The sequence below is a fragment of the Aeromonas sp. sif2416 genome (assembly GCF_019218665.1).
GTDB classification, from domain to species: Bacteria; Pseudomonadota; Gammaproteobacteria; order Enterobacterales; family Aeromonadaceae; genus Aeromonas; species Aeromonas encheleia.
Genome location: NZ_JAHUXC010000019.1, coordinates 1 through 23323, shown reverse-complemented (window position 1 = coordinate 23323; position 23323 = coordinate 1). Strand labels below are relative to the sequence as shown.

Annotated in this window: 31 protein-coding genes; 27 read left to right on the top strand and 4 right to left on the bottom strand. The window is 55.3% G+C overall.

Annotated features, from left to right (window positions below; genetic code table 11):
- Positions 1-3: 3 nt before the first annotated feature.
- The 4 genes from KW821_RS21040 to KW821_RS21025 all read right to left on the bottom strand — a co-directional run bounded on the left by KW821_RS21040 (position 4) and on the right by KW821_RS21025 (position 2994).
- The gene (locus KW821_RS21040; RefSeq protein WP_218292802.1) at positions 4-666 is read right to left on the bottom strand and encodes a hypothetical protein; all 663 of its coding nucleotides are present in this window, start codon (positions 664-666) and stop codon (positions 4-6) included.
- 279 nt (positions 667-945) lie between these two features.
- Positions 946-1920 carry an HNH endonuclease gene (locus tag KW821_RS21035; protein ID WP_218292801.1) on the bottom strand — a complete coding sequence of 325 codons (975 nt, stop codon included), beginning with the start codon at positions 1918-1920 and terminating at the stop codon, positions 946-948.
- Between the two features lie 76 nt (positions 1921-1996).
- Positions 1997-2179: a hypothetical protein gene (locus tag KW821_RS21030; RefSeq protein ID WP_218292800.1), complete on the bottom strand. Its 183-nt coding sequence runs from the start codon at positions 2177-2179 to the stop codon at positions 1997-1999.
- A gap of 74 nt (positions 2180-2253) precedes the next feature.
- Positions 2254-2994 (bottom strand): endonuclease NucS domain-containing protein, encoded by a 741-nt coding sequence (locus KW821_RS21025; RefSeq protein ID WP_218292799.1) that lies wholly within the window; start codon positions 2992-2994, stop codon positions 2254-2256.
- A 302-nt stretch (positions 2995-3296) separates the two neighbouring features.
- Here KW821_RS21025 and KW821_RS21020 point away from each other — a divergent pair, with 302 nt between their 5' ends.
- The 27 genes from KW821_RS21020 to KW821_RS20890 all read left to right on the top strand — a co-directional run.
- Positions 3297-3440 (top strand): hypothetical protein, encoded by a 144-nt coding sequence (locus KW821_RS21020; RefSeq protein ID WP_218292798.1) that lies wholly within the window; start codon positions 3297-3299, stop codon positions 3438-3440.
- Positions 3437-3877, top strand: a complete 441-nt coding sequence (locus tag KW821_RS21015) for a recombination protein NinB (RefSeq protein WP_218292797.1) — start codon at positions 3437-3439, stop codon at positions 3875-3877. Before KW821_RS21020 ends, KW821_RS21015 begins: the two co-directional genes overlap by 4 nt.
- Positions 3874-4116, top strand: a complete 243-nt coding sequence (locus KW821_RS21010) for a Ref family recombination enhancement nuclease (RefSeq protein WP_256353599.1) — start codon at positions 3874-3876, stop codon at positions 4114-4116. The genes KW821_RS21015 and KW821_RS21010 overlap by 4 nt, the downstream gene beginning before the upstream one ends.
- Positions 4117-4188: 72 nt before the next feature.
- Positions 4189-4614, top strand: coding sequence for a hypothetical protein (locus KW821_RS21005; RefSeq protein ID WP_218292796.1), 426 nt, complete (start codon positions 4189-4191; stop codon positions 4612-4614).
- Positions 4611-5378, top strand: a complete 768-nt coding sequence (locus KW821_RS21000; protein WP_218292795.1) for a phage antirepressor KilAC domain-containing protein — start codon at positions 4611-4613, stop codon at positions 5376-5378. Before KW821_RS21005 ends, KW821_RS21000 begins: the two co-directional genes overlap by 4 nt.
- Before the next feature lie 21 nt (positions 5379-5399).
- On the top strand, positions 5400-6098 hold the full coding sequence (locus tag KW821_RS20995) for a TIGR02642 family protein (RefSeq protein ID WP_218292794.1): 699 nt from the start codon (positions 5400-5402) through the stop codon (positions 6096-6098).
- A gap of 77 nt (positions 6099-6175) precedes the next feature.
- Positions 6176-6577, top strand: a complete 402-nt coding sequence (locus KW821_RS20990) for a hypothetical protein (RefSeq protein ID WP_218292793.1) — start codon at positions 6176-6178, stop codon at positions 6575-6577.
- Between the two features lie 37 nt (positions 6578-6614).
- On the top strand, positions 6615-7139 hold the full coding sequence (locus tag KW821_RS20985) for a hypothetical protein (RefSeq protein ID WP_218292792.1): 525 nt from the start codon (positions 6615-6617) through the stop codon (positions 7137-7139).
- A gap of 9 nt (positions 7140-7148) precedes the next feature.
- On the top strand, positions 7149-7832 hold the full coding sequence (locus KW821_RS20980) for a DUF4019 domain-containing protein (RefSeq protein ID WP_218292791.1): 684 nt from the start codon (positions 7149-7151) through the stop codon (positions 7830-7832).
- A gap of 83 nt (positions 7833-7915) precedes the next feature.
- Positions 7916-9208 (top strand): DUF3427 domain-containing protein, encoded by a 1293-nt coding sequence (locus KW821_RS20975; protein WP_218292790.1) that lies wholly within the window; start codon positions 7916-7918, stop codon positions 9206-9208.
- A gap of 12 nt (positions 9209-9220) precedes the next feature.
- Positions 9221-9874: a hypothetical protein gene (locus tag KW821_RS20970; RefSeq protein WP_218292789.1), complete on the top strand. Its 654-nt coding sequence runs from the start codon at positions 9221-9223 to the stop codon at positions 9872-9874.
- A 22-nt stretch (positions 9875-9896) separates the two neighbouring features.
- Positions 9897-10307 (top strand): hypothetical protein, encoded by a 411-nt coding sequence (locus KW821_RS20965; protein ID WP_218292788.1) that lies wholly within the window; start codon positions 9897-9899, stop codon positions 10305-10307.
- 115 nt (positions 10308-10422) lie between these two features.
- Positions 10423-10635: a hypothetical protein gene (locus tag KW821_RS20960; protein ID WP_218292787.1), complete on the top strand. Its 213-nt coding sequence runs from the start codon at positions 10423-10425 to the stop codon at positions 10633-10635.
- On the top strand, positions 10632-11123 hold the full coding sequence (locus tag KW821_RS20955) for a lysozyme (protein ID WP_218292786.1): 492 nt from the start codon (positions 10632-10634) through the stop codon (positions 11121-11123). Before KW821_RS20960 ends, KW821_RS20955 begins: the two co-directional genes overlap by 4 nt.
- On the top strand, positions 11123-11677 hold the full coding sequence (locus tag KW821_RS20950) for a DUF2514 family protein (protein ID WP_218292785.1): 555 nt from the start codon (positions 11123-11125) through the stop codon (positions 11675-11677). The genes KW821_RS20955 and KW821_RS20950 overlap by 1 nt, the downstream gene beginning before the upstream one ends.
- Positions 11678-11714: 37 nt before the next feature.
- Positions 11715-11900: a hypothetical protein gene (locus KW821_RS20945; RefSeq protein WP_218292784.1), complete on the top strand. Its 186-nt coding sequence runs from the start codon at positions 11715-11717 to the stop codon at positions 11898-11900.
- Positions 11901-12770: a terminase gene (locus KW821_RS20940; RefSeq protein WP_218292783.1), complete on the top strand. Its 870-nt coding sequence runs from the start codon at positions 11901-11903 to the stop codon at positions 12768-12770.
- A 39-nt stretch (positions 12771-12809) separates the two neighbouring features.
- Positions 12810-13556 (top strand): hypothetical protein, encoded by a 747-nt coding sequence (locus KW821_RS20935; RefSeq protein WP_218292782.1) that lies wholly within the window; start codon positions 12810-12812, stop codon positions 13554-13556.
- A gap of 42 nt (positions 13557-13598) precedes the next feature.
- Entirely contained in the window at positions 13599-15299 is a 1701-nt protein-coding gene (locus tag KW821_RS20930; RefSeq protein WP_256353598.1) for a terminase, read from the top strand.
- Positions 15299-17425: a portal protein gene (locus KW821_RS20925; RefSeq protein WP_218292781.1), complete on the top strand. Its 2127-nt coding sequence runs from the start codon at positions 15299-15301 to the stop codon at positions 17423-17425. The genes KW821_RS20930 and KW821_RS20925 overlap by 1 nt, the downstream gene beginning before the upstream one ends.
- 197 nt (positions 17426-17622) lie before the next feature.
- Positions 17623-18555, top strand: coding sequence for a hypothetical protein (locus tag KW821_RS20920; protein WP_218292780.1), 933 nt, complete (start codon positions 17623-17625; stop codon positions 18553-18555).
- Positions 18556-18626: 71 nt separating this feature from the next.
- Complete coding sequence (locus KW821_RS20915) at positions 18627-19844, top strand: DUF4043 family protein (RefSeq protein ID WP_218292779.1); 1218 nt, start codon at positions 18627-18629, stop codon at positions 19842-19844.
- 65 nt (positions 19845-19909) lie between these two features.
- The gene (locus KW821_RS20910; RefSeq protein WP_218292778.1) at positions 19910-20299 is read left to right on the top strand and encodes a hypothetical protein; all 390 of its coding nucleotides are present in this window, start codon (positions 19910-19912) and stop codon (positions 20297-20299) included.
- Between the two features lie 65 nt (positions 20300-20364).
- Positions 20365-20805, top strand: coding sequence for a hypothetical protein (locus tag KW821_RS20905; RefSeq protein ID WP_218292777.1), 441 nt, complete (start codon positions 20365-20367; stop codon positions 20803-20805).
- 2 nt (positions 20806-20807) lie between these two features.
- Positions 20808-21389, top strand: a complete 582-nt coding sequence (locus KW821_RS20900) for a hypothetical protein (RefSeq protein ID WP_218292776.1) — start codon at positions 20808-20810, stop codon at positions 21387-21389.
- Positions 21390-21401: 12 nt separating this feature from the next.
- Entirely contained in the window at positions 21402-22079 is a 678-nt protein-coding gene (locus tag KW821_RS20895) for a DUF6682 family protein (protein WP_218292775.1), read from the top strand.
- 9 nt (positions 22080-22088) lie between these two features.
- The coding region (locus tag KW821_RS20890; protein WP_218292774.1) for a hypothetical protein at positions 22089-23323 on the top strand (1235 nt) is incomplete at its 3' end.

Genomic DNA, 23323 nt, shown 5'->3' with positions numbered 1-23323 from the left:
TAGTTAATGAGCATAGGTATAAACATAAGAGATTATGGCACTACTGGCGACAAGATAAGGAGAGTATATGTCTAAAAATTCTCGGGTGCCAATGATACACTCTACTTGATATTTTGCTTCATACTTCAAAAGCATTAATAAATTTTTACATGTCCACGTCGTAGTGAACTTATATAAAGGAATTTCCGCTGAATTATCATGCTCATCAATTTGGTTTAGGTCATATGTGATATATCTCTTATATCCCCACCCTATTTTATACCTGGGGGAAGCGGCTCCTGGCTCATCACCAGGCCAATCACTTATCGCATATGATAGCAAACCTGAGTTATATTCCTCACTTTGAGAATCGGCTGGGTAGTATTTAAAAACTCGTCGATCACTCAGTAACCGATTAATCCATATCTCGCTGATTTTTTTTCGATAGACCTCTGAATATGCATAGTATCTTGCACATAGAAAGATAACAGCTAGAGCCATCAACATACTGAAACTACTTATATTGCTGATGCTTAGCTTAAAAATAAAAGTATTAATTTCTTCTATCTTTATACCGGCTACATTTATAGTAAGAAATACACACGATATTATCATGAGCTTATTTCTTACTCTATTGTAGTTTTCATCTTCATCTAGTTCATCACGTAATTTTCTATCTGTTTTCATTATTAATGCTTAGATTAGTTTAAATGACTACATGTTATCATATGAATCTTTTTGAATGTAGTTGGTATTCTAAGATCTTGGAAGAAAATTATCCCTAGCCAAGCCTATGCAGTCTAAGGAATTTACCACCCCGATATATCCGGGTCACCAAGCTGGAAGCGAGGGCTGACAATATGTCCAAGTACACCTGGAAATCATTCTGCAACCCCCTTGTGCTGAACCAGGAAAAACCAGCAAGGGTTGAGCGGGAGAGAAGCTCCCGCTCGGGATAGGGATTGTTTAGGCAGATGTGGCGGGAGAGGATCTGAAAATCTCGTCACGATGGAACTCGAGGAATGCGGCCTGCTTAGCGTTGAAAGGACCGACGTTCAGGGGCAGCTCAACGCCCCACTGCTGCAGAGCCAGCTCGATGCTGGGCTCGGCACATAGCAGGTCGCCGGAGTCAGTGAAGGTAATCCAACCCCGGTCGAACAGCTTGTCGATGTGAGGGGAGAGCAGCAGGCCGTTGTGGCCATCCAGGCGATCGGCGTTATCCTCGCACTTAGACCAGGGCTTGATGTGGCTGGCAATCAGCAGGGCCTTGTTGGTGACGCCGGTCACCCGGCATGCAGGTTCAATCTTCTCCAGGTCTCTACGGAAGTTGCCCTGGCCGATGCGAGCTTTGGTGAGCTGCAGCTTCTCTGTGACTTCCAGGGTAGAGGCCTTGATGGCTGCTTCGATGGCATCGCCTTCCAGTTCAGCCTGGTGCTGCACGATGTCATCGGTAAAGTCGGGGTTCACGCGGTTGGCCAGTGAGAGCACAAGATTGCCCAGTGCTTCGCTGATGCCGGCAAGGTAGCAACTCTGGTTCCCATTACCGTTGGGCTGCAATGGTGAGTTCTTCGAGGGGAGCAGGGGAGCGATCAACTCCAGGTGGTCTTTCGGGCGAATTGGTTTCTCCAGTAGCTCCCAGTCGATGAGAACCTCCCAGCCAGTATCAGACCAGGAATCGCCGGCGCTGCCGAACTCAGAAGGTTTGGATTTCTCACTGCAAGGTGCTGCAACCAGGCCAATGGCTTTGATAAGCCCGCCGGCGTAGGAGATAACAACGTCCCCCGGCCGAGTCAGCGTGAGGTTGATATAGGTCTGATTCTTCGAGCCATTGCGGTTCGTCATGGGCGACCAGATGTAGCCGCCACCGACTTCTGCACTGTACGTTTGCTTATGGTTTACCCACCAGAATGCCACTGAAATCCCCTCGAAACTGCTGACCACGGATAGAGGGCCTCATGGTATCTCGAATGGTTCCATATGTAGAGGGTGGCACTAGGCAACATGCTGACACTAATGGTTAATCACATTCAATTTCTCGTGTGTTTGACCAGATATACGGGTCTGAACATACAGTTTCTCCATTGATGGATACATCCCAGCCACTGAGATAACCGGTTTCACCGACTAGCTGGGCTGCAGTTGCTGTGACTGCGATGCCGATCCCCAAACCAAAGAACATACCTGCAATAAATTTCGTCATTTACATTTTCTCCAATTATCCGATTTAATCGGTCGCCAGAGCCATTATTGACCGTGTATCCATAAGTGGTCTCATCATGAGACTTTCATCACTTCAACTGACAGAGAGTATTCATAGAGAGAAACAGTAGGGACTTCTGAACAAGCAAGTTTGAGGTCTTCACTGATCTGCTTGGCAATGATGATTCCACGTACCGTTTGTCCCGGCTCAGCATGATTCTTCTTGATCCAGCTTACGTAGCGCAAGAGCTGGCCAACTACACGGTCATAGCCCTTCGATACTTTGAGCTCGATAACGACGTAGTTACCTGCACCATCCACAGCCAGTAAGTCGATGAAGCGGCCGCCCACGGGGAACTCCACGCCTGTAATCCCTTCGTCCATATAGAGCTTTAGCGAAGGCTCGATGATGTGCAGATTCTTGGCTAAGTAGTCCCTCAGGTCATGCTCGTAGGCAAACTCACTGGAACCCTCAAGTGGTGTGTCCACTGGCGATTCATCGACAACAGGGGTGAGAGTTGTGATGGGTGTTGGGTCTCTGCCTGGTTCGTACAAGCGAAAATGCGAAGTGTCGATTTTGAAGAACAGGTCATCAGTACCGTCTGATTGCGGGCTGTATTGCAAACGTGTCGGGACGTTTGTTGAAGTCCTAATCAAGTTCGCGGCCACAGTCCCTTGCTTAACATTAGGGTATTTCTGTGCGAACCACTGGACAGCTTGTTCGCGAGGGAACGATTGGCCTGGTTGGATTCCCAAAGATGCAATCATGTCATGCATTAGAAGGCGAACTGGTTTTTCATTCAATGTAACAGCCATTTAGTGACATCCATGCTTGTTAAAGAGTTATTTCATGCAGCTTCATTTTATGAACCGCCATTTCATGCCCGGTCATGTTAAATACAAAATTGATGGGTGATTTGATCTTTGTCACGGTTTTATCTCGAGATGTACGTTTTCGAAAAATAACCACAGATTTTAAAAATGATAATTGGTTCTACTTCGTGAACCAATAGATTTCAGATTGTTTCTGGTGCGTGACAGAAATTATCGATAGTGGGTACCATAGTCAGTGCCGGACCTAGACCACCCGGCTGTGTATGACCAAAAGGACCCAGACCATGACCAAATCACATACCCGAGATCTATCTGCAGCTCGCCCACGCGGCTGCGCCAGCATCCACAGCATCAAGCCTATTCCCCCTCAGTTCAGCCCCGAGCAGATCGAGCTGTTCCAGAAACTGGCAGGGGAGGATGTAGCTTGAACGCCTATCCCAAGTATTTCCTCCGCAGCCCTGAAATCCGGTCCCGTGCTTGCCAGTTGGTCGCTGGCCTGCCGGTTGACCAGGACAAGCCTCTGGTCATCGAGATCAAGGAGATGACCCGGAGCCTGGCCCAGAACTCAATGCTCTGGGCATGCCTCACTGACATCGCCGAGCAGGTGGTCTGGCACGGCCGCAAGCTCGCCAAGGAGGACTGGAAGCATGTGCTCAGTGCCGCTCTGTACCAGCAGGACGTTGTGCCGAATATCGACGGCAACGGCTTCGTAGTGCTGGGCAAGTCCACCTCCAAGATGACCGTGCGCGAGATGCGCGACCTCATCGAGCTGGCGCAGGCCTTTGGCGCTGAGCAGGGCGTGAAGTTCGGGGATGAATCCCGCCGCGGCTTCGACTGGGTGGCCGCCTATGGGAGGGCTGCATGAGCAAGACCAGGGCTGATAAACAGCATCTCTCTGACGTCGCCTCCTTGGGTTGTATTGCCTGTCGCAATGCCGGCCTGGGGCCGAGCCTCGCAGAAATCCATCATGTGCGCACTGGATCCGGTATGGCTCAGCGTGCCGCCCATACCCGGGTGCTTCCCCTCTGCCCGCGGCATCATCGATGCCTGCTACCCCACCGGCTTCCACGCAGCACCACGTACCTGGCAGGCCGAGCACGGTAGCGAGGAGGCGCTGCTGGATCAGGTGGCCAGGGAGATCACTGAGCTGCGCAAAAACACCATCGGGAGGGCGGCATGATCCACCTCACCGCTCTGGATGCGACCCGGCTGCTGGGTAACAGCCCCAAGGTCAGGAGCGCAGCCAATCAAGTGCGTAAGGCTCAACAAGTCACCAGCCTGCACGACAAGGTTCTGACCCAGCTGGTCGGCCTTCCTGACCCCACCACCGAGCTGCTGTTTCACCCCAAGCGCAAATGGCGCTTCGACTACGCCTGGCCCACCCACATGATCGCCCTTGAGGTCCACGGGGGGATCCACTCCGGCGGCCGGCACACCCGGGGGAGGGGGTTCGTAGAGGATCGCACCAAGATGAACGAGGCCGCCCTGCTCGGGTGGACCGTACTGGAAGTTACCCCTGAACACATCAAGACCAGCCAGCTGCGCGCCTGGCTGCTGAAAGCATTTGAACAGACTGACAACCAACCAAGGACCCAACCATGACCAACCTGACCTGCAAAGCCTTCGAAGGCCACAACATTCGTATCGTCACCGATGAGCAAGGAGAACCCTGGTTCGTTGCGAGCGACATTGCGACGGTATTGGGATATGCCCAAACCAACAGCATGAACAAGCTGATTGATGAAGACGACAAGGAGAAAAGGGTATTCCAAATTGGAGGAAACTATGTAAATCAATCTCTTATAAATGAGTCTGGTCTTTATCAAGCCATATTCAGCAGCACCAAGCCTGAGGCTAGAGTGTTTAAGCGCTGGGTTACAGTTGAGGTTATCCCGAGCATTCGCAAGAACGGTGGCTATATCGTTGGGCAGGAGCAAGACACGCCTGAGCTGATCATAGCCAAGGCGCTGATGGTGGCGCAGTCAGTGATAGACAGAAAAACCATGGAGCTGCAGAGAGCTCAAGAACAAATCGCCATCCAGGCTCCGAAGGCTGACTTTGCCGATCGAGTAGCTGGTGCCGACAAGGGTGTCCTTCTCGGTAATTTCGCCAAAACCGTAGGGATTGGGCCCAAGAAAATTTTCGCCATCCTGCGTGAGATGCGGATCTTGATGAAGGGCGGCAACCGTCACAATCTGCCTTTCCAGCAGTATCTCGAGCAGGGTTACTTCGAAGTCATCGAGACGCCATACGATGCACATGGTGAAACTCGTCTCGCTTTCTCGCCCACGATCACCGGCAAAGGGCAGCAATGGTTGATCCATAAGCTTCTTGCTGCCGGCCACCTGCAAGCTCACGCTGCCTAGCCATCCTGAGGAGGACTGATTATGAGTAAGTCATTGGAAATGGCACTGCGCCTTTTCTCACCCAAGGGGGCGCTTCATGAGCCGTCATCCAGTAACGTCAGTAATCTGGGGCGTGACGAGTTTCTCGGTGCCCTGCAAGTGGCCGCCAAGAACAATCCTCAGGGGTATCAGTATCTGATAGCCGATCACCTGTTGGACATGGACGCCACTCAGGGGTTGCTGGCTCATTTCTGCGAGACCCTGGGTAGTAGCGAGGTTGCGGGCATGGCCATGGCTATCCTGCTGCGCCGCCCGCTGCCAGAGCAGTTGGACCGGTTGATGCCGTCGCACCCGCACTACGACAAGGAGCGCCGTCGTGCCGCCGTGGTGATGGAAAAGGCCAAGCGGGCGCACCGCGCCGGCAATGATCACGAATATCAGCGTCTGCTGGATGAGCGCAACGAAATACTACGTCTTGCCCGCGACTACTGTGTGGCTGAGATGCTGCAGTCAGGGCGCTGCCCCCATTGCAAGGGAACCGGTAAGCGGCCTCGGCTAGGAGACGAGTGCCCGAAGTGCCACGGTACCGGGAGAGTGGTGCCGGATGCGGATCTGGTATCACGCCGGTTTGGCGTTCAGGTGCGGCAGTCAGTGGATCGTGCGGTGGATGAGGTGATTCATCAGGCGTCAGACCTGGCCCGAACTATGGACCAACAGGTGAATGAAATGCGGGTCATTTAAGAGCTCATGCCCATTGCCGGATTCATTAGAGGATACTAGATTTTAGTGCTACAGCGGCTCGCTTAAAGGTGGACAGGATGAATACCTTGCTAGCATTTATCCCATTACTTGCAGCCCTGGGTTCCCAGGGCCATAACGATGGTGCATACCCGATCTGCGACTCCTTTGTCGAAGATGCTAAAGCTTACTCGGAGAGGGACAAGGATGAGCTGATGGCATTGCGGGCAGAAGTCCGGAATGCAACGGACCTGGCCTACTTCGAGAAGCTCTATTCAACATCCTCCGATAAGCTGCTTGCTGCATATGCCCAAGAGGATGGGTTGACTCAGGAGCAAGCCAAGGCAAAGGCCTTTCATGATGCCCAGGCATGGGAGGGCGCCTTGTTGGATGTCGGGATTACCATGCAAGGGAACACAAATGAAGGTGACTGGAATGCGATCTTCAAAGGCTGCCTCGATAACGTGACTGCCGCTCGGTAAATGGAAAGAAGTATGTTACACAACTTTGGAAGGTGTTATGAACGTACTCGCCATAAGAACAACTAGTGTCAGCGGAATCCTTTTAGCGTGGTGTCTTTATATTGTTTCGTTTAATTCGCTTGCTCTGCAGTCATTGAGTTTGGGGCCATTACCTTGGGTTGGCCAGGTCTCTGAATATCTCACAAATGGTACGGGTCAAGGTTTTGCAGGACTAGCCACATTCTACATGGGACAACCAGTGATCTTTTACGATGATGTGTGGGTCCAAAGGATGGGCGGAGTCGGCTCTCCAGGATTCCGCTTCTTGCGTGCTCACGAGTACGCGCATCATGCACGCGGTCACGCATTAGTAAAACTTAATTCGCCACCACAAATGTGGCCTGTTCTTGGTTATCAGGAAGAGCTTGATGCTGATTGTGTCGCGGTAAAATATCTTAGACATATCAATGATATGGCCGCTGTTCAAGCAGGGTTCCAACTCTATCAGTCAGTACTGCCTCCACAAGATACAGGAGGTCGGCCAGGTGCGGTTGTGCGCATTAACAACATGAATCAATGTTGAGGAGGAATGATGGCCTTGACCACACAAAACATAGAGAAAATTGCTGTTTTTGCCTTTGGTGTCATTTTCCTGAGCACAATCCTTGTATTGGTTGTATTAAATCCCACGCCGACGAATGTTCAGTTTTTTGCATTCCGTCTCACTATGGCGCTTTCTGCTGCAGGCATAGGTGCTCTTCTGCCAGGGTTCTTGAGGCTGGATATTCCTCTGCCTATACAAGGAGGAGTCCGTGCGAGTGGGGCATTAGCCCTTTTTGCGTCGGTATGGTTTGTTAACCCAGCGACCTTGAACATTGAAGTCATACCTCCCAAAGAGAGCGCGGATCGCTTGATTACCCAGTTTCTTGTTCTGACTGATACCCGCGACTACGCGTCAGCCTATGCTCTTTACGCCAAGCGGAACAAAGAGCGGGTTAGTAAGGACACCTATATGTCTATGAGTAGGCAAATCAGGGATCCGTTGGGGGAAGCAGGACAGCGGGTGCTCACGTCGGCGAGGACACCAGATGAGCTTAATGGTGTGCGTGGACCTTTCGTCGTTCATACCTACCAGAGTAAGTTCAGTGATTCGAAAGAATTATGGACGGAGTCCGTATCTACGATTCCTGAGAATGGTGTTTGGAAAATAGATAGCTACTACATCGCTCGTTGTGAGTCTCCGTTTTGCCAACCCTTGGCGTCGTTATTGCCATAGGACTGTTTTGACGCCTGCGTAATGGTATATTGGCGGAACGTTGGTTTTGGGATGGTTAAGTAACTGTGGCGAAAAGACAAAAGGTGAAGCACAAAGATCTCATAGAGACATTGGGTGGATTGACTAGGGGGCACATAGCACGCGCAGCCGAAACCTATCAGCGCCTTGGTGGGGTGGTGTCAACATATAAGCACTCCACCACCTATGACCTGCTCATTGATGAACAGCGCTACCCTCCGAAAGCCATCCTGGGCCTGGCCGCGCAAGAGCTCCTTGGATATGAGTTCCCCTCATCAAAGTTCTCTGGTGGCTTGAACAGTCCATGCTTCGACATCCTGGAGAAGCTTGGCTTCACAATAGTCACCAAGGATGTACCGGCTCGCCTGCAGCCTTATTATCTCTACTCTCGTGAAGAGGTCGCTGCGATCCTCGCTCCTGGATCATCATTCACCCCGGGGGCCGGGTCATGGGGGCTCTCTGGGATCATCAGCAAGTCACCCGGCGAAAGGGACTTTGTCTTCTTTGTCACCCTCGGCATGCATGAGAGCAATGACTATGATGATGCCTTGACGGCTGACGGTTTCCTTATCTGGAAGTCTCAGAACCAGCAAACACCCGAAACGCCCCAAATTCAGCGGTTAGTTGAGCATGACGAGAGCCTTCATAACGTGCGGTTGTTCCTGCGAGCGTCGAAGAAGGAGGACTACACCTACATGGGGCCGCTGGCCTTTAATGATTGGGATCCTCTGTCAAAGAACCCTGTCCATTTCACCTGGAAACTCTTGAACTGGCCTCTGCCATCAAATATCCAAACGCGCTTCTCAGAGCACGTTAGGCCAGCCTTATCCCCCTTGTATCACTCCGAACCAATGCAAACCCAACCAGGGACCTTGACGGAGGGATTACCCCCGAAGGCAACTTCGAAATCAGGAAAGGGAGGGAAGGGAGTCAAAGGTGGCATCGTTGACTGGGCAGCCAGAGAGCAGAGAAATCGAGACCTTGGCCATGCCGGGGAGCTCCTGGTCATAGAGCATGAACAGCAGAAATTGCGTGATGCTGGGTGCCATGACCTGGCTGCCAGGGTTGAGCATATTGCTCTAAGCGATTCTGCTGCGGGATATGACATTCTTTCGTTCGAGCAGGATGGAGGGGAGAGGTTCATTGAGGTCAAGACCACCACAGGATCAGCCTCCACACCGTTTTACATCAGCGAGAATGAGGTGAATGTCTCCCGGGAGCTCCAAGATCGGTTCTGGCTGTACCGAGTGCATAGTTACTCTCGCGAGAAAAATAGCGCTGCGTTTTATGTGAAAAATGGTGATGTCTCGAAAGGGTTTGAGTTGACACCAACTACCTACAAAGCAATCCCAGTCTGACAAGGAGGAAAGATGGGGCTTTTGAATAGTGCAGGACTTATTGTTCTTACAACGGCTTTTCTTTTTGCATCCAGCACAGCGTATACAAACGCATTGTTGAGAAGGCTGGGACTAGATTCTGATTTAATGGAGCGTAGTTTTCATCAAGTTCTTTACCATGGTTTCATAATTAATCTGCCATTCTTTATGGCTTTGCCATTTATGTTGTTTGTAATGGCATTTATTGCATATGAAATAAAGAGTGGGATGCATAGGGCATTTAGAGCTTCAAATGATAGAAGGTTTGCAAATGCGCGTAGATTCCTCAAGCCGTTAAGAAGGCTTGGAGTAAAATTTAGGCGAGAAAGCTATATTATGAGAAAGCTTGGAGACATCAAGTTAGCGACTTGGATGACACTCTCAAGTAGTGTGTTGTGCATATTTGTTATTGTGTATCATGAACGGCAGGGTGGGGTTGATGCAGCGGAACATATTGAAAAAATAAAGAGTGGCGAAATCTCCCTTATCTATCTTGATAATGATGAAGTAGGTTATCCATTTTTATATTGTGGCGCTAAGAACTGTGCTGCGTATGACAAGGAGAAAGACCGGATAAAGTATTTCACTCAAGACCGATTCTCCGTGAGTAGAGTTGAAACATCGAAATTCAAACCAGAACAAAAATAATGTCGAATCACAGGGGTATGAGATGTTAGAGCAAAAGACTATTCTGCTATTGCCCAGGGCCTTCTTTAAAAGGCAGTTGGTTGTTGTATTGTGCCTGTTCGTGGCATTTCTTATTGTTATAACTTATTTGAGGCCGCCGACCCATGAAGTTCCACTGATAAATTGGTTGGTTGTGACGGTTGAGTTGCTGATGCTGGGCTTGCTGTACCCATACAGCCGATATGCTGTTGAGTGGATCATTGATTACTGGCATGGGGATGAACAGGTCGTCTATGACGGTTCAGTCAAAAGTGCGTTTGACCGGAAGTTTCTGAAATTCATGGTGAGTCTCATATTGATTCTGGTAATGGGTCCACTGTGTCTCATTGTGCTGTTGGTCGCACATTGGAGGAAGTGCAGAGGCGGAACAACCAAAGAACCTGCTTCTGGTTGAATCCCCGCCGCCCCAGCGTTAGTATTGCCCCAACATGGCCAGAGTCTCACCGACCCTGGCCTTTTTCGTTTCTGGCCCGCCTCGTGCGGGCTTTGTCGTTTCTGGAGGGGAGTAAATGGGGAAAGAAGAGGAGTTTGCGACGGCTGCAGCCGCTGCCGGTGTGGCAAAGAGCGCGCCGCCAGTCGTTGTATCCGGCATGACGCTGGCCGGGTACTCGCTCAATGACTGGGTACTGGCGGCCACGTTGACGTGGATCGCGGTCCAGATGGGCTGGTTCATCTGGTCGAATATCATCAAGCCGCGCCGCCAGCAGGGAGGTGCAGAGTGAGCAAGGTCCGCATTGCAGTTGCGGCTCTCACGCTGAGTGCCGCCGGCTTTGTGGGGATCCTGAATCGGGAGGGGTATGAGCCAGTAGCTTATCCCGACCCGGTACACGGTACCAAACTCCCCACCATCGGATTTGGGAGCACTGAGGGGGTCAAGATGGGTGACAGCATTGCTCCCGTTGCCGCGGTGAATAGGAGCCTTCGGGAGGTACGGGTATTCGAGGACTCCCTCAAGGCCTGCATCAAGGTGCCGCTCCATCAGAATGAGTTCGACACCTATGTCGAGCTCTCCCACAACATCGGCCCTGGGGCCTTCTGTCGCTCCACCATCGTGAAGCGCCTGAACGTGGGTGACTACCCTGGGGCCTGTGAGGCGATCCTGCTGTTCAAGCGTGCTGGCAACCAAGACTGCTCGGCACCCGGGAACCGGGTATGCCCCGGGCTGTGGAAAGACCGGCTGCGTCTCAATGCTAAGTGCAAGGGGGAGTGATGGTGACGACTCCGCAAAGCAGGGCGTTGCCGTTCCTGGCCGGCGCCCTGGTGATAGCCGCCCTGGCCGGTGGTGGGGGGGCGCTCTACTGGTCCGGTCAAGCCGATGGGAAGGAAGGGGAGCGCAAGACCTGGCAGGTGAAGTGGGATGAAGAGGCTACCCGTCTGGCCACGGCCAGGACCAAGGCAGAGCTGGAGGCCCGGGAAGAAGAGCTGCGCCGCCAGGCAGAAATCGATGAGGTGAGAGACCATGCACAAGAACAAATCGCCCAAGCACAAGCTGATGCCGCTACTGCTGGCCTTGAGTCTGGCCGGCTGCGTGAGCAAGCCCGCCGCCTGGCAGCCCGAGCAAGTCAGTGCGCCAGCAATCCCGGTACTGCCCAAGGAGGCCCGGCAGCCGGACAACCTGCCATGGTGCTCGCCGACCTGCTCAGCCGGGCTGACGAAAGAGCGGGTGAGCTGGCAGCAGCGTATGACCGAGCTCGAGCGTCAGGACTAGCCTGCGAACGGGCCTATGGCTCCCTGCGCACCGCAACCATGAAACCCCGCCCATAACAGCGGGGTTTGTCTTTCTGGGGAAGGGGAGAAGGTGATGCAGATGAACTGGAGCAGTGAAGTGATAAACGGTATCGACGTGACTGGGGTGATCGCCAGCGTAGAGCACTACGACGGAGGCGCGGCCCTGGTTGTTCTTTCCTCCGGTGTTTCTGTTGTGGTTCCAGCTACTCACAAGCCGGTACCTGGTGACACCATCGTTGAAGGCGAGCTATCTCTCTAAATGGCAAAGACCGACTGGGCAGAGCTCAATGCAGAATTCCTGCAGGAGCATGAAGCGACCGGCATCAGTGCGAAAGACTGGTGCGATAGCCGCGGCCTTAACTACAACTCGGCGCGTCGCTATTTGAAATCTCGGGGGCAATCTTCCGAGCCCTATAAAAAATCTCGCGTAGCTGCGCAAACTGCGCATTCCGAAGTGCGCAAAACTGCGCAATCTGCGCAACGTGCGCAAGCCAAGGGGAATGAAGGCAAGACGAAAGGGGGAGAGCGAAGAGGGGGAAGGTCATCCTCATCCACTCAGACCCCAGCTGACTCAGGCCAGGATGCGAAAACCAACGGCCGTGACAATTGTGGCCGCTTCATCGAGGGGAACCCTGGCAATCCCAACCCGCCCAACCAGTGGAATCCCGGCGACCGGCCGGCATTGACCCACGGTGGCTATGCCAAGTTCCTCGACTCCCCAGAGCTATTCAACGAGGCCCGCGAGCTGCAGCTGCGTGATGAGCTGGACTTCACCCGGGCTCGTGTCATCTCCGTCACCAAGCTGCTCAAGGGACTGCAGCAGGATCTGGCCACAGCCAGCGAGATGGCTGACCGCATTGCGCTCTATGACAAGATCCTGAAAGCCGAGCAGGCCCTCGACCGCAACATCCAGCGGATTGAGTCCATCGAGCGGACCCTGAGTGCCCTGCGGATCGATGAGGTGAGCGTGCCGAAGATTGAGGAAGATACTCGGCGCATCCGGGCTGCGGCCCGCAAGCTGACCGCCGAAGCCGACAGGCTCGAGAAGGATGGCAACAGCGAGGCCACTCCAGTTAGCGAGATAGTGAATGAGCTGCAGGGTATAGGCACTGGCGGGCTTATGAGATAATCAGAATGTTACTTTTAGATGGTGTTAAGGGAATAATAAATGATTGGCGAAAATGCTGAACTTGAAAGGCAATATAGAAAAAATCTAATGATTGTTAGCATGATTGTATTGATATATTCAATAGCAGGTGGCGCATTTGGTAATGATATCTCTTTCTCAGGGGCCAAGCTGACTTTCTCTAGGCCACAATGGATTGAGATTTTTATGATTGTTGTTATGTGCTTTCTGCAATGGAGGCACTGGCTCGTATCTAGAGACATAAGGATGCATCACCGTAACGAAGTCTTGAGCGGCCTCTATCTTCCTGGTAAGTGTGTGCGTTACTTGAAATATGCGTTCAACCCAGGCGTAACATTTGAATGCGTAGATGGTCATGACTTTGCTGTTATAAAATATGCTAAGGGTGTAGGGCACGTAAAGGTTGAGATAGTAGATGTCTTTTTTACTTTCATTTTAATAAAAATCGTCGGCTCGACTGATTCATATGGAAAGGGAGAATTGAGCCCTCTAGGTCTCACAAATGACGCAGTTCGTGGTAATGGAACGCCACACATATTAACTGATAGGGAAAGGGGTGTTGTACGTATTAAGTATAATAATGAAGGCTATGGCCTTCTATCTGTACGGTATAATCGTTTAATTGCTTTTCTTTTATTAAATGTCTCATATAGGGCTCGGTGGATTTGTTTGTCATATAAAGAAGTTTGGTTTGGTGACGCATTGCTTCCAGCATTCGTTACAGGCTCTGCACTGATTTCATATTTTTTATCTAAATTATTTAACTAATCAAACCCGCTTCGGCGGGTTTTTTATTGCCCGGAGATCTCCTTGACCAAGTCAATCGACGTTAGCTCCATGACAGAACAGGAGCAGATGGCCTACATCCGCTCGAAGCTCAGCGACAAGTGGTGGAGGATGAACAACCTCTACATGATCGAGAATGAGCAGGGCAAGCTGGTCCGCTTCCGGCTTCGCCCGGCGCAGGAGCTGCTGTTCCGGACGATGTGGTACCTGAACATCATCCTCAAAGCGCGCCAGCTGGGATTCTCCACTGCCATAGATATCTACCTGCTGGACGAGGCGCTGTTCAACAACAACCTCAAGTGCGGGATCATCGCTCAGGATCTGACGGCGGCCGGCGAGATATACCGCACCAAGATTGAAGTCCCGTTCGATAACCTGCCGGGCTGGCTCAAGGCCCAGTTCAAGGTGGTGACCCGGCGCGGCGGTGCGAATGGCGGGCACATCCTGTTCCGGCATGGCTCCAGCATCCAGGTGGCCACCTCGTTCCGCTCCGGCACCGTCCAGCGCCTGCATGTCTCCGAGCATGGGAAGATCTGCGCCAAGTACCCGGAGAAGGCCAAGGAGGTGCGAACCGGGACGCTGCAGGCGATCCACCCGGGCGCCGTGGCTTTCATCGAGAGCACAGCCGAAGGGGTGGGGGGCGACTTCCACTCCATGAGCATGAAGTCGCTCGAGGTGAGCCGGGCAGGTGGTGAGCTCAGCCAGCTCGACTGGAAGTTCCACTTCTTCGCCTGGTGGCAGGATCCCAAGTATCGCGCAGACGTCCCCACTTCCGGTGTGGTGATGAGCAAGGCCCAGGCGGAATACTTCGCCGCGGTGGAGAAGGCGATGAGCTGCACCATCACCGACGAGCAGCGGCAATGGTACGTGCTGAAAGAGTCCACCCTGGGCGCCGAAATGAAGCAGGAGTTCCCCAGCACGCCGCTTGAGGCGTTCCTGACATCCGGGCGCCGGGTGTTCAACCCCATCGCCACTATGGAGGCAGAGGGCGATTGCATGGCCCCGCTCATCGTCTATGACATCGACCCGGTCACCGGCAGGCGCGAGAAGGCTCGCAAGCCAGAGCAGTTGGACGAGCAGGGACAGCGCTCGCTCGAGAACATGCTGCTGGTCTGGGAGCTGCCAGACCCCGACGAGGATTACGCCATCGGCGCCGATGTGGCGGAAGGTCTGGAACATGGTGACCGTTCATCCTTTGACGTTGTGGCCAAGAGTGACGGCCGGCAGGTGGCCCACTGGTTCGGGCACCTGGATCCCGGGCTGTTTGCCCAACTGCTAGCACATGTGGGCAAGTTGTACGGCACCGCCGAGCATGGCCCAGCCTTCATTGGCCCAGAGCGAAACAACCACGGCCACGCCGTGTTGCTGGCCCTGCGGGATCACTACCCGGTGCGCCGCATCTATGCCCAGGAATACATCGACCGGGACCGCGACGACGAGACGCCGCGCCTTGGCTGGCTCACAACCCGGCAATCCAAGCCGATCGTGGTTGATGGCCTCAAAGACCTGATGCGTGCCGGCCAGTCCGGGATCCGCTGGATAGGCACAATTCACGAGGCAACCACCTACGTCTACGACAAAAGCGGCAGCATGAACGCCCAGACCGGTTGTTACGACGACCAGTTGATGAGCTACATGATCGCCCAAGAGATGCGAGCCCGCATGCCTGCCCGCATCGTCAAATCCGAAACCACCCGTAAACCCAAGCACTGGATGGCCAACTGATGAACCAGACCCAACGCAAGGCCCCCGAACAGGGAGGCTTCGATACCTCACGCCTGCTCAACCTGATGAGCGACATTGATGGCCAGCCAGATTGGCGCACCATGGCGAACAGAGCGTGCGCCTACTATGACGGTGACCAGCTGCCGCCCGAGGTCGTCAAGGTGCTCGAGGAGCGCGGGCAGCCCATCACCATTCACAACCTGATCGCCCCCACCATTGACGGTGTGCTGGGCATGGAGGCCAAGAGCCGCACCGATCTGATGGTCATTGCCGACGACCATGATGATGAGCTGGAACAGATGGCCGAGGCCGTCAATGCGGAATACGCCGACATGTGCCGGCTTGGTGGATTGGATCGCGCCCGGGGGGAAGCCTACGCAGGTCAGATCAAGACTGGCATCGGCTGGGTGGAGGTGCGCCGCAATGATGACCCTTTCGGCCCACGCTACCGGTTCAGCAATGTGCCGCGAGACGAGGTTTATTGGGATTGGCATAGCCGTGAGCCCGATTTTAGTGATAACAGATGGTTGATGCGCCGCCGCTGGGTGGATCTGGATGAGGCAAAGACCATGTTCCCAAGCAAGGTCGAGGCACTCACCTGGGGGGTGAACGACTGGGACGGGTTTGTCAGCCTCAACACCATAGAAGGGATGGACCCCAACCTTGCCAGCGCCTTTGAGGAGTGGGGACACTTCGACCGCAAACAGGTCGAGTGGTGCAGTCGCAATCGGGATCGTGTGTTGCTGCAGGTGGTCTACTACCGCACCTACACCATGCGTCAGGTGCTGATGCTCGACTCTGGCCGGGCGCTGGAGTATGACAAGACCAATCAACTGCACCTGGCCGCTGTAGCCATGGGGCGTGCCAAGCTGGAGCGCTGCCCGGTGGCCGTGATTCGGGAGTCCTGGTTCGTCGGCCCCCACCATCTGGTGGACCGCCCCTGCACCGCCCCTCACAACATGTATCCGCTGGTCCCGTTCTGGGGGTACCGCAAGGACCGTTCTGGCGAGCCCTATGGTCTGATTGCCCGGGCCATGCCGGCACAAGACGAGGTGAATCTGCGCCGTATCAAGCTCACCTTCCTGCTGCAGGCCAAGCGCGTCATCATGGACAAGGACGCCACCAACATGAGCCGGGATCAGGTGCTGGAACAGGTAGAGCGCCCTGATGGCTATATCGAGCTCAACCCGGACCGAGCGAACAAGACCAGCGTGAGTGATGCCTTCAAGGTGGAACAGGATTTCAACGTCGCCGCCCAGCAGTTCCAGGTGATGCAGGATTCAGTGAAGCTGATCCAGGACACCATGGGGGTTTACGCCGCCTTCTTGGGGCAGGGCTCCACCGGTCAATCGGGTGTGGCTATCAGCAACCTGGTAGAGCAGGGGGCCACCACACTCTCCGAGATCAACGACAACTACCGGATGGGCTGCCAGCAGGTGGGTCAGCTGGCGCTCTCGTATCTGCTGGAAGACATGGCCAGTAAGCGCAACTACAAGGTGACGGTGAACCGAGATGACCCGCGCCGCCGCAAGGCCGTTGTGATCAACGTGGAGCAGGAGGACGGCAAGCTCACCAATGACGTGACCCGCCTGCGTGCCCACATCGCCTTGGCGCCGATCCAGCAGACCGCCGCCTACAAGCAGCAACTGGCGGAGCGAATGACACAGGCCATGTCGCAGCTTCCACCAGAGGCAGCCGGTGCCTGCTTTGACCTGCTGGTCGAGCTGATGGATGTACCGCGCAAGGCCGAGTTCGTGGAGCGGATCCGCAACGCGCTGAACATCCAGAAGGATCCGGAGGAAATGACCGACGAGGAACGCGCCGCCGCCGAACAGCAGGCCCAGCAGCAACAGATGGAGCAGGAGCTGGCCATGCGCGAGATGCAGGCAAAGCTGGCAGAGCTTGAGGGTAAGGCCGCCAAGTGGCAAGCGGAGGCCCAGCGCATAACCAAGCTGACCGACTCTATCCGGTTCGAGGATGCGCTCAAGCAGGCCCAGACCGGCAAGACCTTACAGGAGATGGAGCTACTGGTTGCTGAGCAAGAGGGGATCCAGGCCGAGCAGGCAGTCCTGCAAACCCAGCTTCTGGACACCATTCAGCAGCAGATTGACGCCATCACTCTCTGATAGTTGCTTTCCTCACCGCCCAGCGTTAGGATTTCCCCAACATGGCCCAGTCTCTCGAGATTGGGCCTTTTTCATTTCCAGACCCGGCCATTGTGCCGGGTTTTTTTGTGCCCAGCCCCAGCCGGGGAGTGCTATCCCCGAGAGCATTCCCCCGCTTGGGTAGCGATACCACCCACTGAAAACCCACGAGGACAACAATGGATACGAACATCGACAACCTGACAGGGACTGAAAGCCTGGATGAACTGGAAGCCATGCTGGCCGAGATCGAGCAATCGCCCGATGCCGAGCTGGGTGATGGCACTGCTACTGAGAAAACGGACGTAGAAGCCGCGCCGTCGGCGGTCGAAGTAGTAGCCGGTACCGAACAAGCCAACGTCCATCAGGAAGGTGAAGTGGCCACGGAGCCTGAGAAGGTGATCCTGGCCAAGAGCGGTCAACACACCATCCCGTATGAGGTGCTGGAGCAGGCACGCAATGAGGCCAAGGTATTGCGTGAGCAGTTGGCCAACTCGCAGCAGTCTCAGGCCGAACGGGACAAGTTGCAGGCGCTGCTGGAGAAGCACGGGATTAACCCCGATGCAGATCCGGACCAGCTCGACCTGCAAGAAGTGGAGCAACTGGCGCAGGACTACCCGGAAATCGGTAAAGCCCTGACAGCGATGGCCAACAAGATCCATCGACTGGAACAGCCTGCTGCTCAACCGGTTCAACCTGCCACCAATCCGGTGCAGGCCGCACTGCAGGCGGTACCTGACCTGATGGACTGGCGGGAGAAGGACCAAGACCGCTTCGACTTCGCCATCATCGTTGATGAAAAGCTCCAGGTTGATCCAGCGTGGCAAGGTAAGTCACTGGATGAGCGATTTGCAGAGGCTGCTCGTCGCACCAAGCTGGCCTTTGGTGATGCCGTGGAGACTGCTCCACCGCCCGCCAAGGCACCCAGCAAGGAAGCAGATAAGCCTGCTGACTTTATCCCGTCTAGCCCGTCAGCGCTCGGTCAAACCCATCAAGCACCGGCAACGGGTGTCGCCCGTTATGGCTCCATGTCTCAGGCAGATTTGACGGCTGAGATGGGGGCAATGACTGATGCCCAGATCGAGGAGCTGCTGGAACAAGCAGGGCTCTAACCAACAACCCGTTTATACAAGCCAACCCCGACCACTGTGTCGGGGTTTTTGTTTTCAAGTAGGAGAGGGTCATGACCCAAGTCACCTCGGCGCAAGCCAACAAGATTATGCAGGCGGCACTGTTCACAGCAGCCAACCGCTCGCACTCCCTGGTCAACATGCTGACCGAAGAGGCGCCCAAGGGCGCCAAGGTCAACGGTGGCAAACAGACCAGTGCCGGCGCCCCCGTTGTGCGCATCACAGACCTGAGCAAGCAGGCTGGCACCGAAGTGGACATGCAGTTGTTCCATCAGCTCTCTGGCCGCCCGACCATGGGTGACAAGAAGCTGGCTGGTCGCCTGGAGAGCCTGTCTTTCGCAGACTTCTCGCTCAAGATCAACCAGACCCGTCACGGTGTGGATGCCGGCGGCAAGATGAGCCAGAAACGTACCAAGCACGATCTGATCAAGACAGCGCGCGTGCTGCTGGGGGATGGCTACTATGGCCGCCTGGTAGATCAGCGAGGCTTTGCTCAGCTGGCTGGTGCTCGTGGTGACTACGCTGCCACCGACATCATCCTGCCGCTCGCGGACGACCCCGAGTTTGCGGAGATCATGATCAACCCGCTGACTGCACCGACCTACGAGCGCCACTTCTTCGGTGGGGATGCCACCACCTTCGAAGCCATCGATGCAGCGGATCGCTTCAACCTCGGCTGCGTGGACAACATGGCACTTTACCTGTCCGAGATGGCCAACCCTATTCAACCGATCCGCATGGTGGCGGATCCGTCCGGTGGAGAGCCTCTCTACGTGCTCTACGTCACCCCCCGCCAGTGGCATGACTTCTATACCTCCAGCTCGGGCAAAGACTGGAGTGCGATGCTGGCCGCAGTGACCGAGCGTAGCAAGGGCTGGAACCATCCCATCTTCCGCGGCGAAGGTGCTATGTGGCGTGGCATCTTGGTAAAGCAGTACAAGGGCATGCCGATCCGCTTCAACCAGGGCAGCGCCGTCAAGGTATGTGCCGCCAACTCAACGACAGGCGTAGAGGTGGACAAGGTAGCGAGCACCACCATTGACCGCGCCGTGCTGCTGGGTGGCCAGGCGCTGGCCAACGCCTTTGGCTCCGGCGAGCAGGGCGGTTCCTTCGGCATGCACGAAGAGAAAACCGACCACGGCAACGCGACCGAACTCTCAATCCGCTGGGTATCTGGCCTTCAGAAGATCCGCTTCAAGCAGCGCAACGGCAATATCCAGGATCACGGCGCCATGGTGCTGGATACCGCGGTGAGCGCCGTCGGTCGCTAAGCCACTGACCCGAGGGGCCAGCAGGCTCCTCTATCTCATTCTCTGACCAAACAAGGAGCCATATCATGGCCAAGATTACCCTGATCGCCAAAGCGTACCGATGGTTTGTTGGTGCGTTCGGCAACCTCTCTATTTCCCCGACTCTGGTGGCCAAGCTGGCTGCTGTACCCTCTGGTGATGTCGTTGTGTTTGGCGACAAGGTGGAGCCCAACCTGAAAGTGGTGGGGGTCACCCTCTTCACTGGCTCCCTGGGCGCGAGTACCACCATCACCGCCAAGGTCGGCGCTACCACCATCATCAATGCCGAGAACACGGCGGCTGCGGTGGCCAAGTACATCCCGGTCGATGACTTGATGACCGAGGAGGATCAGGAGATCAGCCTCACTGTCGGCGGCGGCGCAGCAACGGGTACCGTCAAGCTCAAGCTGCATTACGAGGTGGTCGGCAACCTCTAAGGCTGCCCATTACTGCGCGCCCGGCCACGTGCCGGGCATTTTCGTTTCTGGATAGGAGATACCCCATGAGCGACAAGATTGCCGTGGTTTACATCGGCGACAAGCCGAGCAAGAAAGACACCGTCACCGGTTCCCGCCTGGTGTTCCCTCGTCACAAGCCGGTGGATGTTGAGAGTCACATCGCCATGCAACTGCTGGAGTACCCCTCTGTGTGGCGCCGTTCCGAAGAGCTGGGTGATGTGAAGGCCCAGCAGGAAGCGCAGGAACAGGCTGCGATTGAAGAAGCTGAGCGCCTGGCTGCGGAAGAAGCGCGCCTGGCCGAAGAGCAGAGCATGGTTGTCGGGGAGCGTGACTTGGCCAAGCTGACCTCTGCACAGCTTGCCACCCTGGTGGAGGGGGAAGATCTGGGTATCGAGCCGCAGGGTCCGCAAGAAAAGGTACCCGATTACCGGGGGCGCGTGCGTGATGCGCTGAAAGCCAAGCTGGCTGCTGGCCAGGGGGACTAACCATGCAGATGGTGCCGCGTGAGCAGTTCCTGCCAACCGTCAGGATGCACATCACTGGCCCGCTGGAGATCATGCTGGAGGAGGCCGTCACTGAGGCGGCCATTACCTTCTGCCGCGAGTCAGAGCTCATCACCCTGGACCGGCTTATTCGCTCGGCATCAGCAGGGAGCCTGGAGACGGTATGCAATACCGATGGCCTGACCTCCTGCAACGTGCTGCACCTGACAGGTGAGGGTGGCGTGCCCTTTATCAGCGGGCGTGACTACTTCGCAATCTCGACCAACGAGATCAGCGTGCTGACCGACCTGGACAACGTGCGTGTCTGGTTTGCTGCTGCTCCGCTCAAGGGGAGCAAGACGCTGCCGGCTCAGCTCTACACCGATCATGCCGAGGCCATTGCCCATGGCGTGGCCGCGCTGCTCTATGCCCAGCCAGACCGCCCTTGGTCTGACCCCAAGCGTGCGGGTTACCACCGCGCAGAGTTTGTTGAAGGGTGGCGCCGTGCTGGCCGCTTCCGTAAGCAGCACAGCGCACCGACTCAGGTCGAGTTCCACAACCCTCCCCGTAAGCACTCATTTTTTTAAAGGACCCCACACATGGCAACCGTTACCGTTGACTCGATCCTCAAGCGGGTAAACACCCTGCTCAACGATCGCACTTGGGTTCGCTGGCCCAAGCAGGAGCTGCTGGACTATTACAACGACGCCGCCAAGGCGATCGTGTTGATGCGTCCGGATGCCCACACCAAGAACGTGCAATTCAACTGTGCTGCAGGTACCAAGCAGAGCTTGCCGGCAGATGCCCTCCGGTTGATCGAGGTGCTTCGCAATGCTGATGGCAAGGTGATCCGCTTCGTGCCGCGCAGAGCGCTGGATGACAGCTACCCGGATTGGCATGCAGGCAAGGATGGCACCAGTGTGGCGGCCTACACCTATGACGATCGGGATCCCAAGAACTTCTATCTCTACCCGGGCCCGGCCGCGGCGGTGAAGGTGGATGTGATCTACTCCGTGGCGCCGCAATCCAAGATTCTGCCGGATGTCGAGAGTTCAGGTTCTCCGGCGCTGGCCGACCTGGACGACATCTACATCAACCCGCTGATCGACTTCATCATGTACCGGGCCTTCTCGAAGGACTCCGAATACAGCGCCAACTCCAATCGGGCGGTCGGACATTACAACGCCTACTTGCAGCAACTCGGTGAGAAGACCCAGGTTGATGCCAACATGGAGCAGCGCAAGACCGAAGGCTTCTCCCGCGTGACCGGGCAGTAAGGGGGCAGCATGGCTGGAGTGTGGAAGCGTGATGGCACCATTGCCGTCACCAAAGGGAGCAAGAAGGTGGTGGGCACGGGCACCACCTTTGCCGATCCGAAGAATGCCGCCGCCAAAGGGCACCTCTTGGTGATGGTGACCGGCACCGCTGTTGACCTGTATGAAGTTGACTACTCGGAGTCGAACTCGGTGTTTTACCTAGTAGAGGCATACCGTGGAGATACCGGCACCGGTAAGGCCTATGCCATCGACACATCGCGGACAGACTCAATCCCGGAGTTTGCCCGCAGACTGAACGCCACCCTGGGGGCATATCAGCAGCAGAGTGATGCTTTTCAGGCGCTGCTGACGAGTGATGCGGCCACCTTCGAGGTCACCGCACCGGATGGCACCAAGCACACCATGATCCCGTGGAAGCGAGTTACCAGCGAAGGGGAGGGCCAGGCAGCACGCGCCAAGGTGGAGGCCGATAAGGCAGCGGCGTCGGCTGACCTTGCCGTCAACGTGGTCAGGGATTCCGCCATGCCATTGCCTGATGTGTGGTCACCCCTGGTGGATAACCTGCGGCTGATCACCGGCAAGGGCAGGGATGTGAAGGTGGGAGAGGATGTCGTTTCCCGTACCTGGCAGTTTGAGAGGTTGAGTTCGGCGACTGAGCGTCAGAAGGACGGCAAGCTGCGGCTCGTTCCAGCTGGCGAGCCACGTTATGAGACCGGCGCCTTGGTCAAAGAACGCGGCTCTACCAACCTCTATTTCCCCCACGATGGTTCTGGCAGCTCGGCCACTAGAGGCACTGTTGAGGTGTCTGCTGGGTCAGGGCTTCTTGGTGAGGTAACCACAACCAAGTTCAGGGAGGATATGGAGGTCGGTGGCCACTATCTAAACCTGCGCAGTATCGCCGGTCTGACTGCTGGTGACGATGTATCCATCACCGTTGAGTTCGTTCCTTTGCGGGTAGGGATGGATAGTATTCGGCTTGGCTCGAATGATATGGCAGTAACCGGCACCACTGTGAACATCACTCCAGAGCAGATAGGTAAACCGCTACAGATTACTCATCGTTCAACAACGGTCGGATCGACACTGCGCTCATTCTTGTGGGGGTCCGTTGGTGGCTCCAGCCAATGGCAGGGCACTGGCTCGTTGAACTTTGAAATCCTGTCGGTACAAATTGAGAAAGGCCCTCCGACCTCGCTTATCCCAACGACAAATGCTGCCGCCACCAGGGCACCCGAGCTGGTGTG

What these genes read in the sequence shown, in the direction of transcription:
- KW821_RS20950 (WP_218292785.1), top strand. Translation starts at nt 11,123, where the DNA reads ATGGTGACGACTCCGCAAAGCAGGGCGTTGCCGTTCCTGGCCGGCGCC.
- KW821_RS20960 (WP_218292787.1), top strand. Translation starts at nt 10,423, where the DNA reads ATGGGGAAAGAAGAGGAGTTTGCGACGGCTGCAGCCGCTGCCGGTGTG.
- KW821_RS20915 (WP_218292779.1), top strand. Translation starts at nt 18,627, where the DNA reads ATGACCCAAGTCACCTCGGCGCAAGCCAACAAGATTATGCAGGCGGCA.
- KW821_RS21010 (WP_256353599.1), top strand. Translation starts at nt 3,874, where the DNA reads ATGAGCAAGACCAGGGCTGATAAACAGCATCTCTCTGACGTCGCCTCC.
- KW821_RS20970 (WP_218292789.1), top strand. Translation starts at nt 9,221, where the DNA reads ATGGGGCTTTTGAATAGTGCAGGACTTATTGTTCTTACAACGGCTTTT.
- KW821_RS20900 (WP_218292776.1), top strand. Translation starts at nt 20,808, where the DNA reads ATGCAGATGGTGCCGCGTGAGCAGTTCCTGCCAACCGTCAGGATGCAC.
- KW821_RS20995 (WP_218292794.1), top strand. Translation starts at nt 5,400, where the DNA reads ATGAGTAAGTCATTGGAAATGGCACTGCGCCTTTTCTCACCCAAGGGG.
- KW821_RS21005 (WP_218292796.1), top strand. Translation starts at nt 4,189, where the DNA reads ATGATCCACCTCACCGCTCTGGATGCGACCCGGCTGCTGGGTAACAGC.
- KW821_RS20895 (WP_218292775.1), top strand. Translation starts at nt 21,402, where the DNA reads ATGGCAACCGTTACCGTTGACTCGATCCTCAAGCGGGTAAACACCCTG.
- KW821_RS20940 (WP_218292783.1), top strand. Translation starts at nt 11,901, where the DNA reads ATGGCAAAGACCGACTGGGCAGAGCTCAATGCAGAATTCCTGCAGGAG.
- KW821_RS20980 (WP_218292791.1), top strand. Translation starts at nt 7,149, where the DNA reads ATGGCCTTGACCACACAAAACATAGAGAAAATTGCTGTTTTTGCCTTT.
- KW821_RS20925 (WP_218292781.1), top strand. Translation starts at nt 15,299, where the DNA reads ATGAACCAGACCCAACGCAAGGCCCCCGAACAGGGAGGCTTCGATACC.
- KW821_RS21040 (WP_218292802.1), bottom strand. Translation starts at nt 666, where the DNA reads ATGAAAACAGATAGAAAATTACGTGATGAACTAGATGAAGATGAAAAC.
- KW821_RS20910 (WP_218292778.1), top strand. Translation starts at nt 19,910, where the DNA reads ATGGCCAAGATTACCCTGATCGCCAAAGCGTACCGATGGTTTGTTGGT.
- KW821_RS20920 (WP_218292780.1), top strand. Translation starts at nt 17,623, where the DNA reads ATGGATACGAACATCGACAACCTGACAGGGACTGAAAGCCTGGATGAA.
- KW821_RS21020 (WP_218292798.1), top strand. Translation starts at nt 3,297, where the DNA reads ATGACCAAATCACATACCCGAGATCTATCTGCAGCTCGCCCACGCGGC.
- KW821_RS20935 (WP_218292782.1), top strand. Translation starts at nt 12,810, where the DNA reads ATGATTGGCGAAAATGCTGAACTTGAAAGGCAATATAGAAAAAATCTA.
- KW821_RS20985 (WP_218292792.1), top strand. Translation starts at nt 6,615, where the DNA reads ATGAACGTACTCGCCATAAGAACAACTAGTGTCAGCGGAATCCTTTTA.
- KW821_RS20990 (WP_218292793.1), top strand. Translation starts at nt 6,176, where the DNA reads ATGAATACCTTGCTAGCATTTATCCCATTACTTGCAGCCCTGGGTTCC.
- KW821_RS21025 (WP_218292799.1), bottom strand. Translation starts at nt 2,994, where the DNA reads ATGGCTGTTACATTGAATGAAAAACCAGTTCGCCTTCTAATGCATGAC.
- KW821_RS21030 (WP_218292800.1), bottom strand. Translation starts at nt 2,179, where the DNA reads ATGACGAAATTTATTGCAGGTATGTTCTTTGGTTTGGGGATCGGCATC.
- KW821_RS20945 (WP_218292784.1), top strand. Translation starts at nt 11,715, where the DNA reads ATGCAGATGAACTGGAGCAGTGAAGTGATAAACGGTATCGACGTGACT.
- KW821_RS20965 (WP_218292788.1), top strand. Translation starts at nt 9,897, where the DNA reads ATGTTAGAGCAAAAGACTATTCTGCTATTGCCCAGGGCCTTCTTTAAA.
- KW821_RS20905 (WP_218292777.1), top strand. Translation starts at nt 20,365, where the DNA reads ATGAGCGACAAGATTGCCGTGGTTTACATCGGCGACAAGCCGAGCAAG.
- KW821_RS21000 (WP_218292795.1), top strand. Translation starts at nt 4,611, where the DNA reads ATGACCAACCTGACCTGCAAAGCCTTCGAAGGCCACAACATTCGTATC.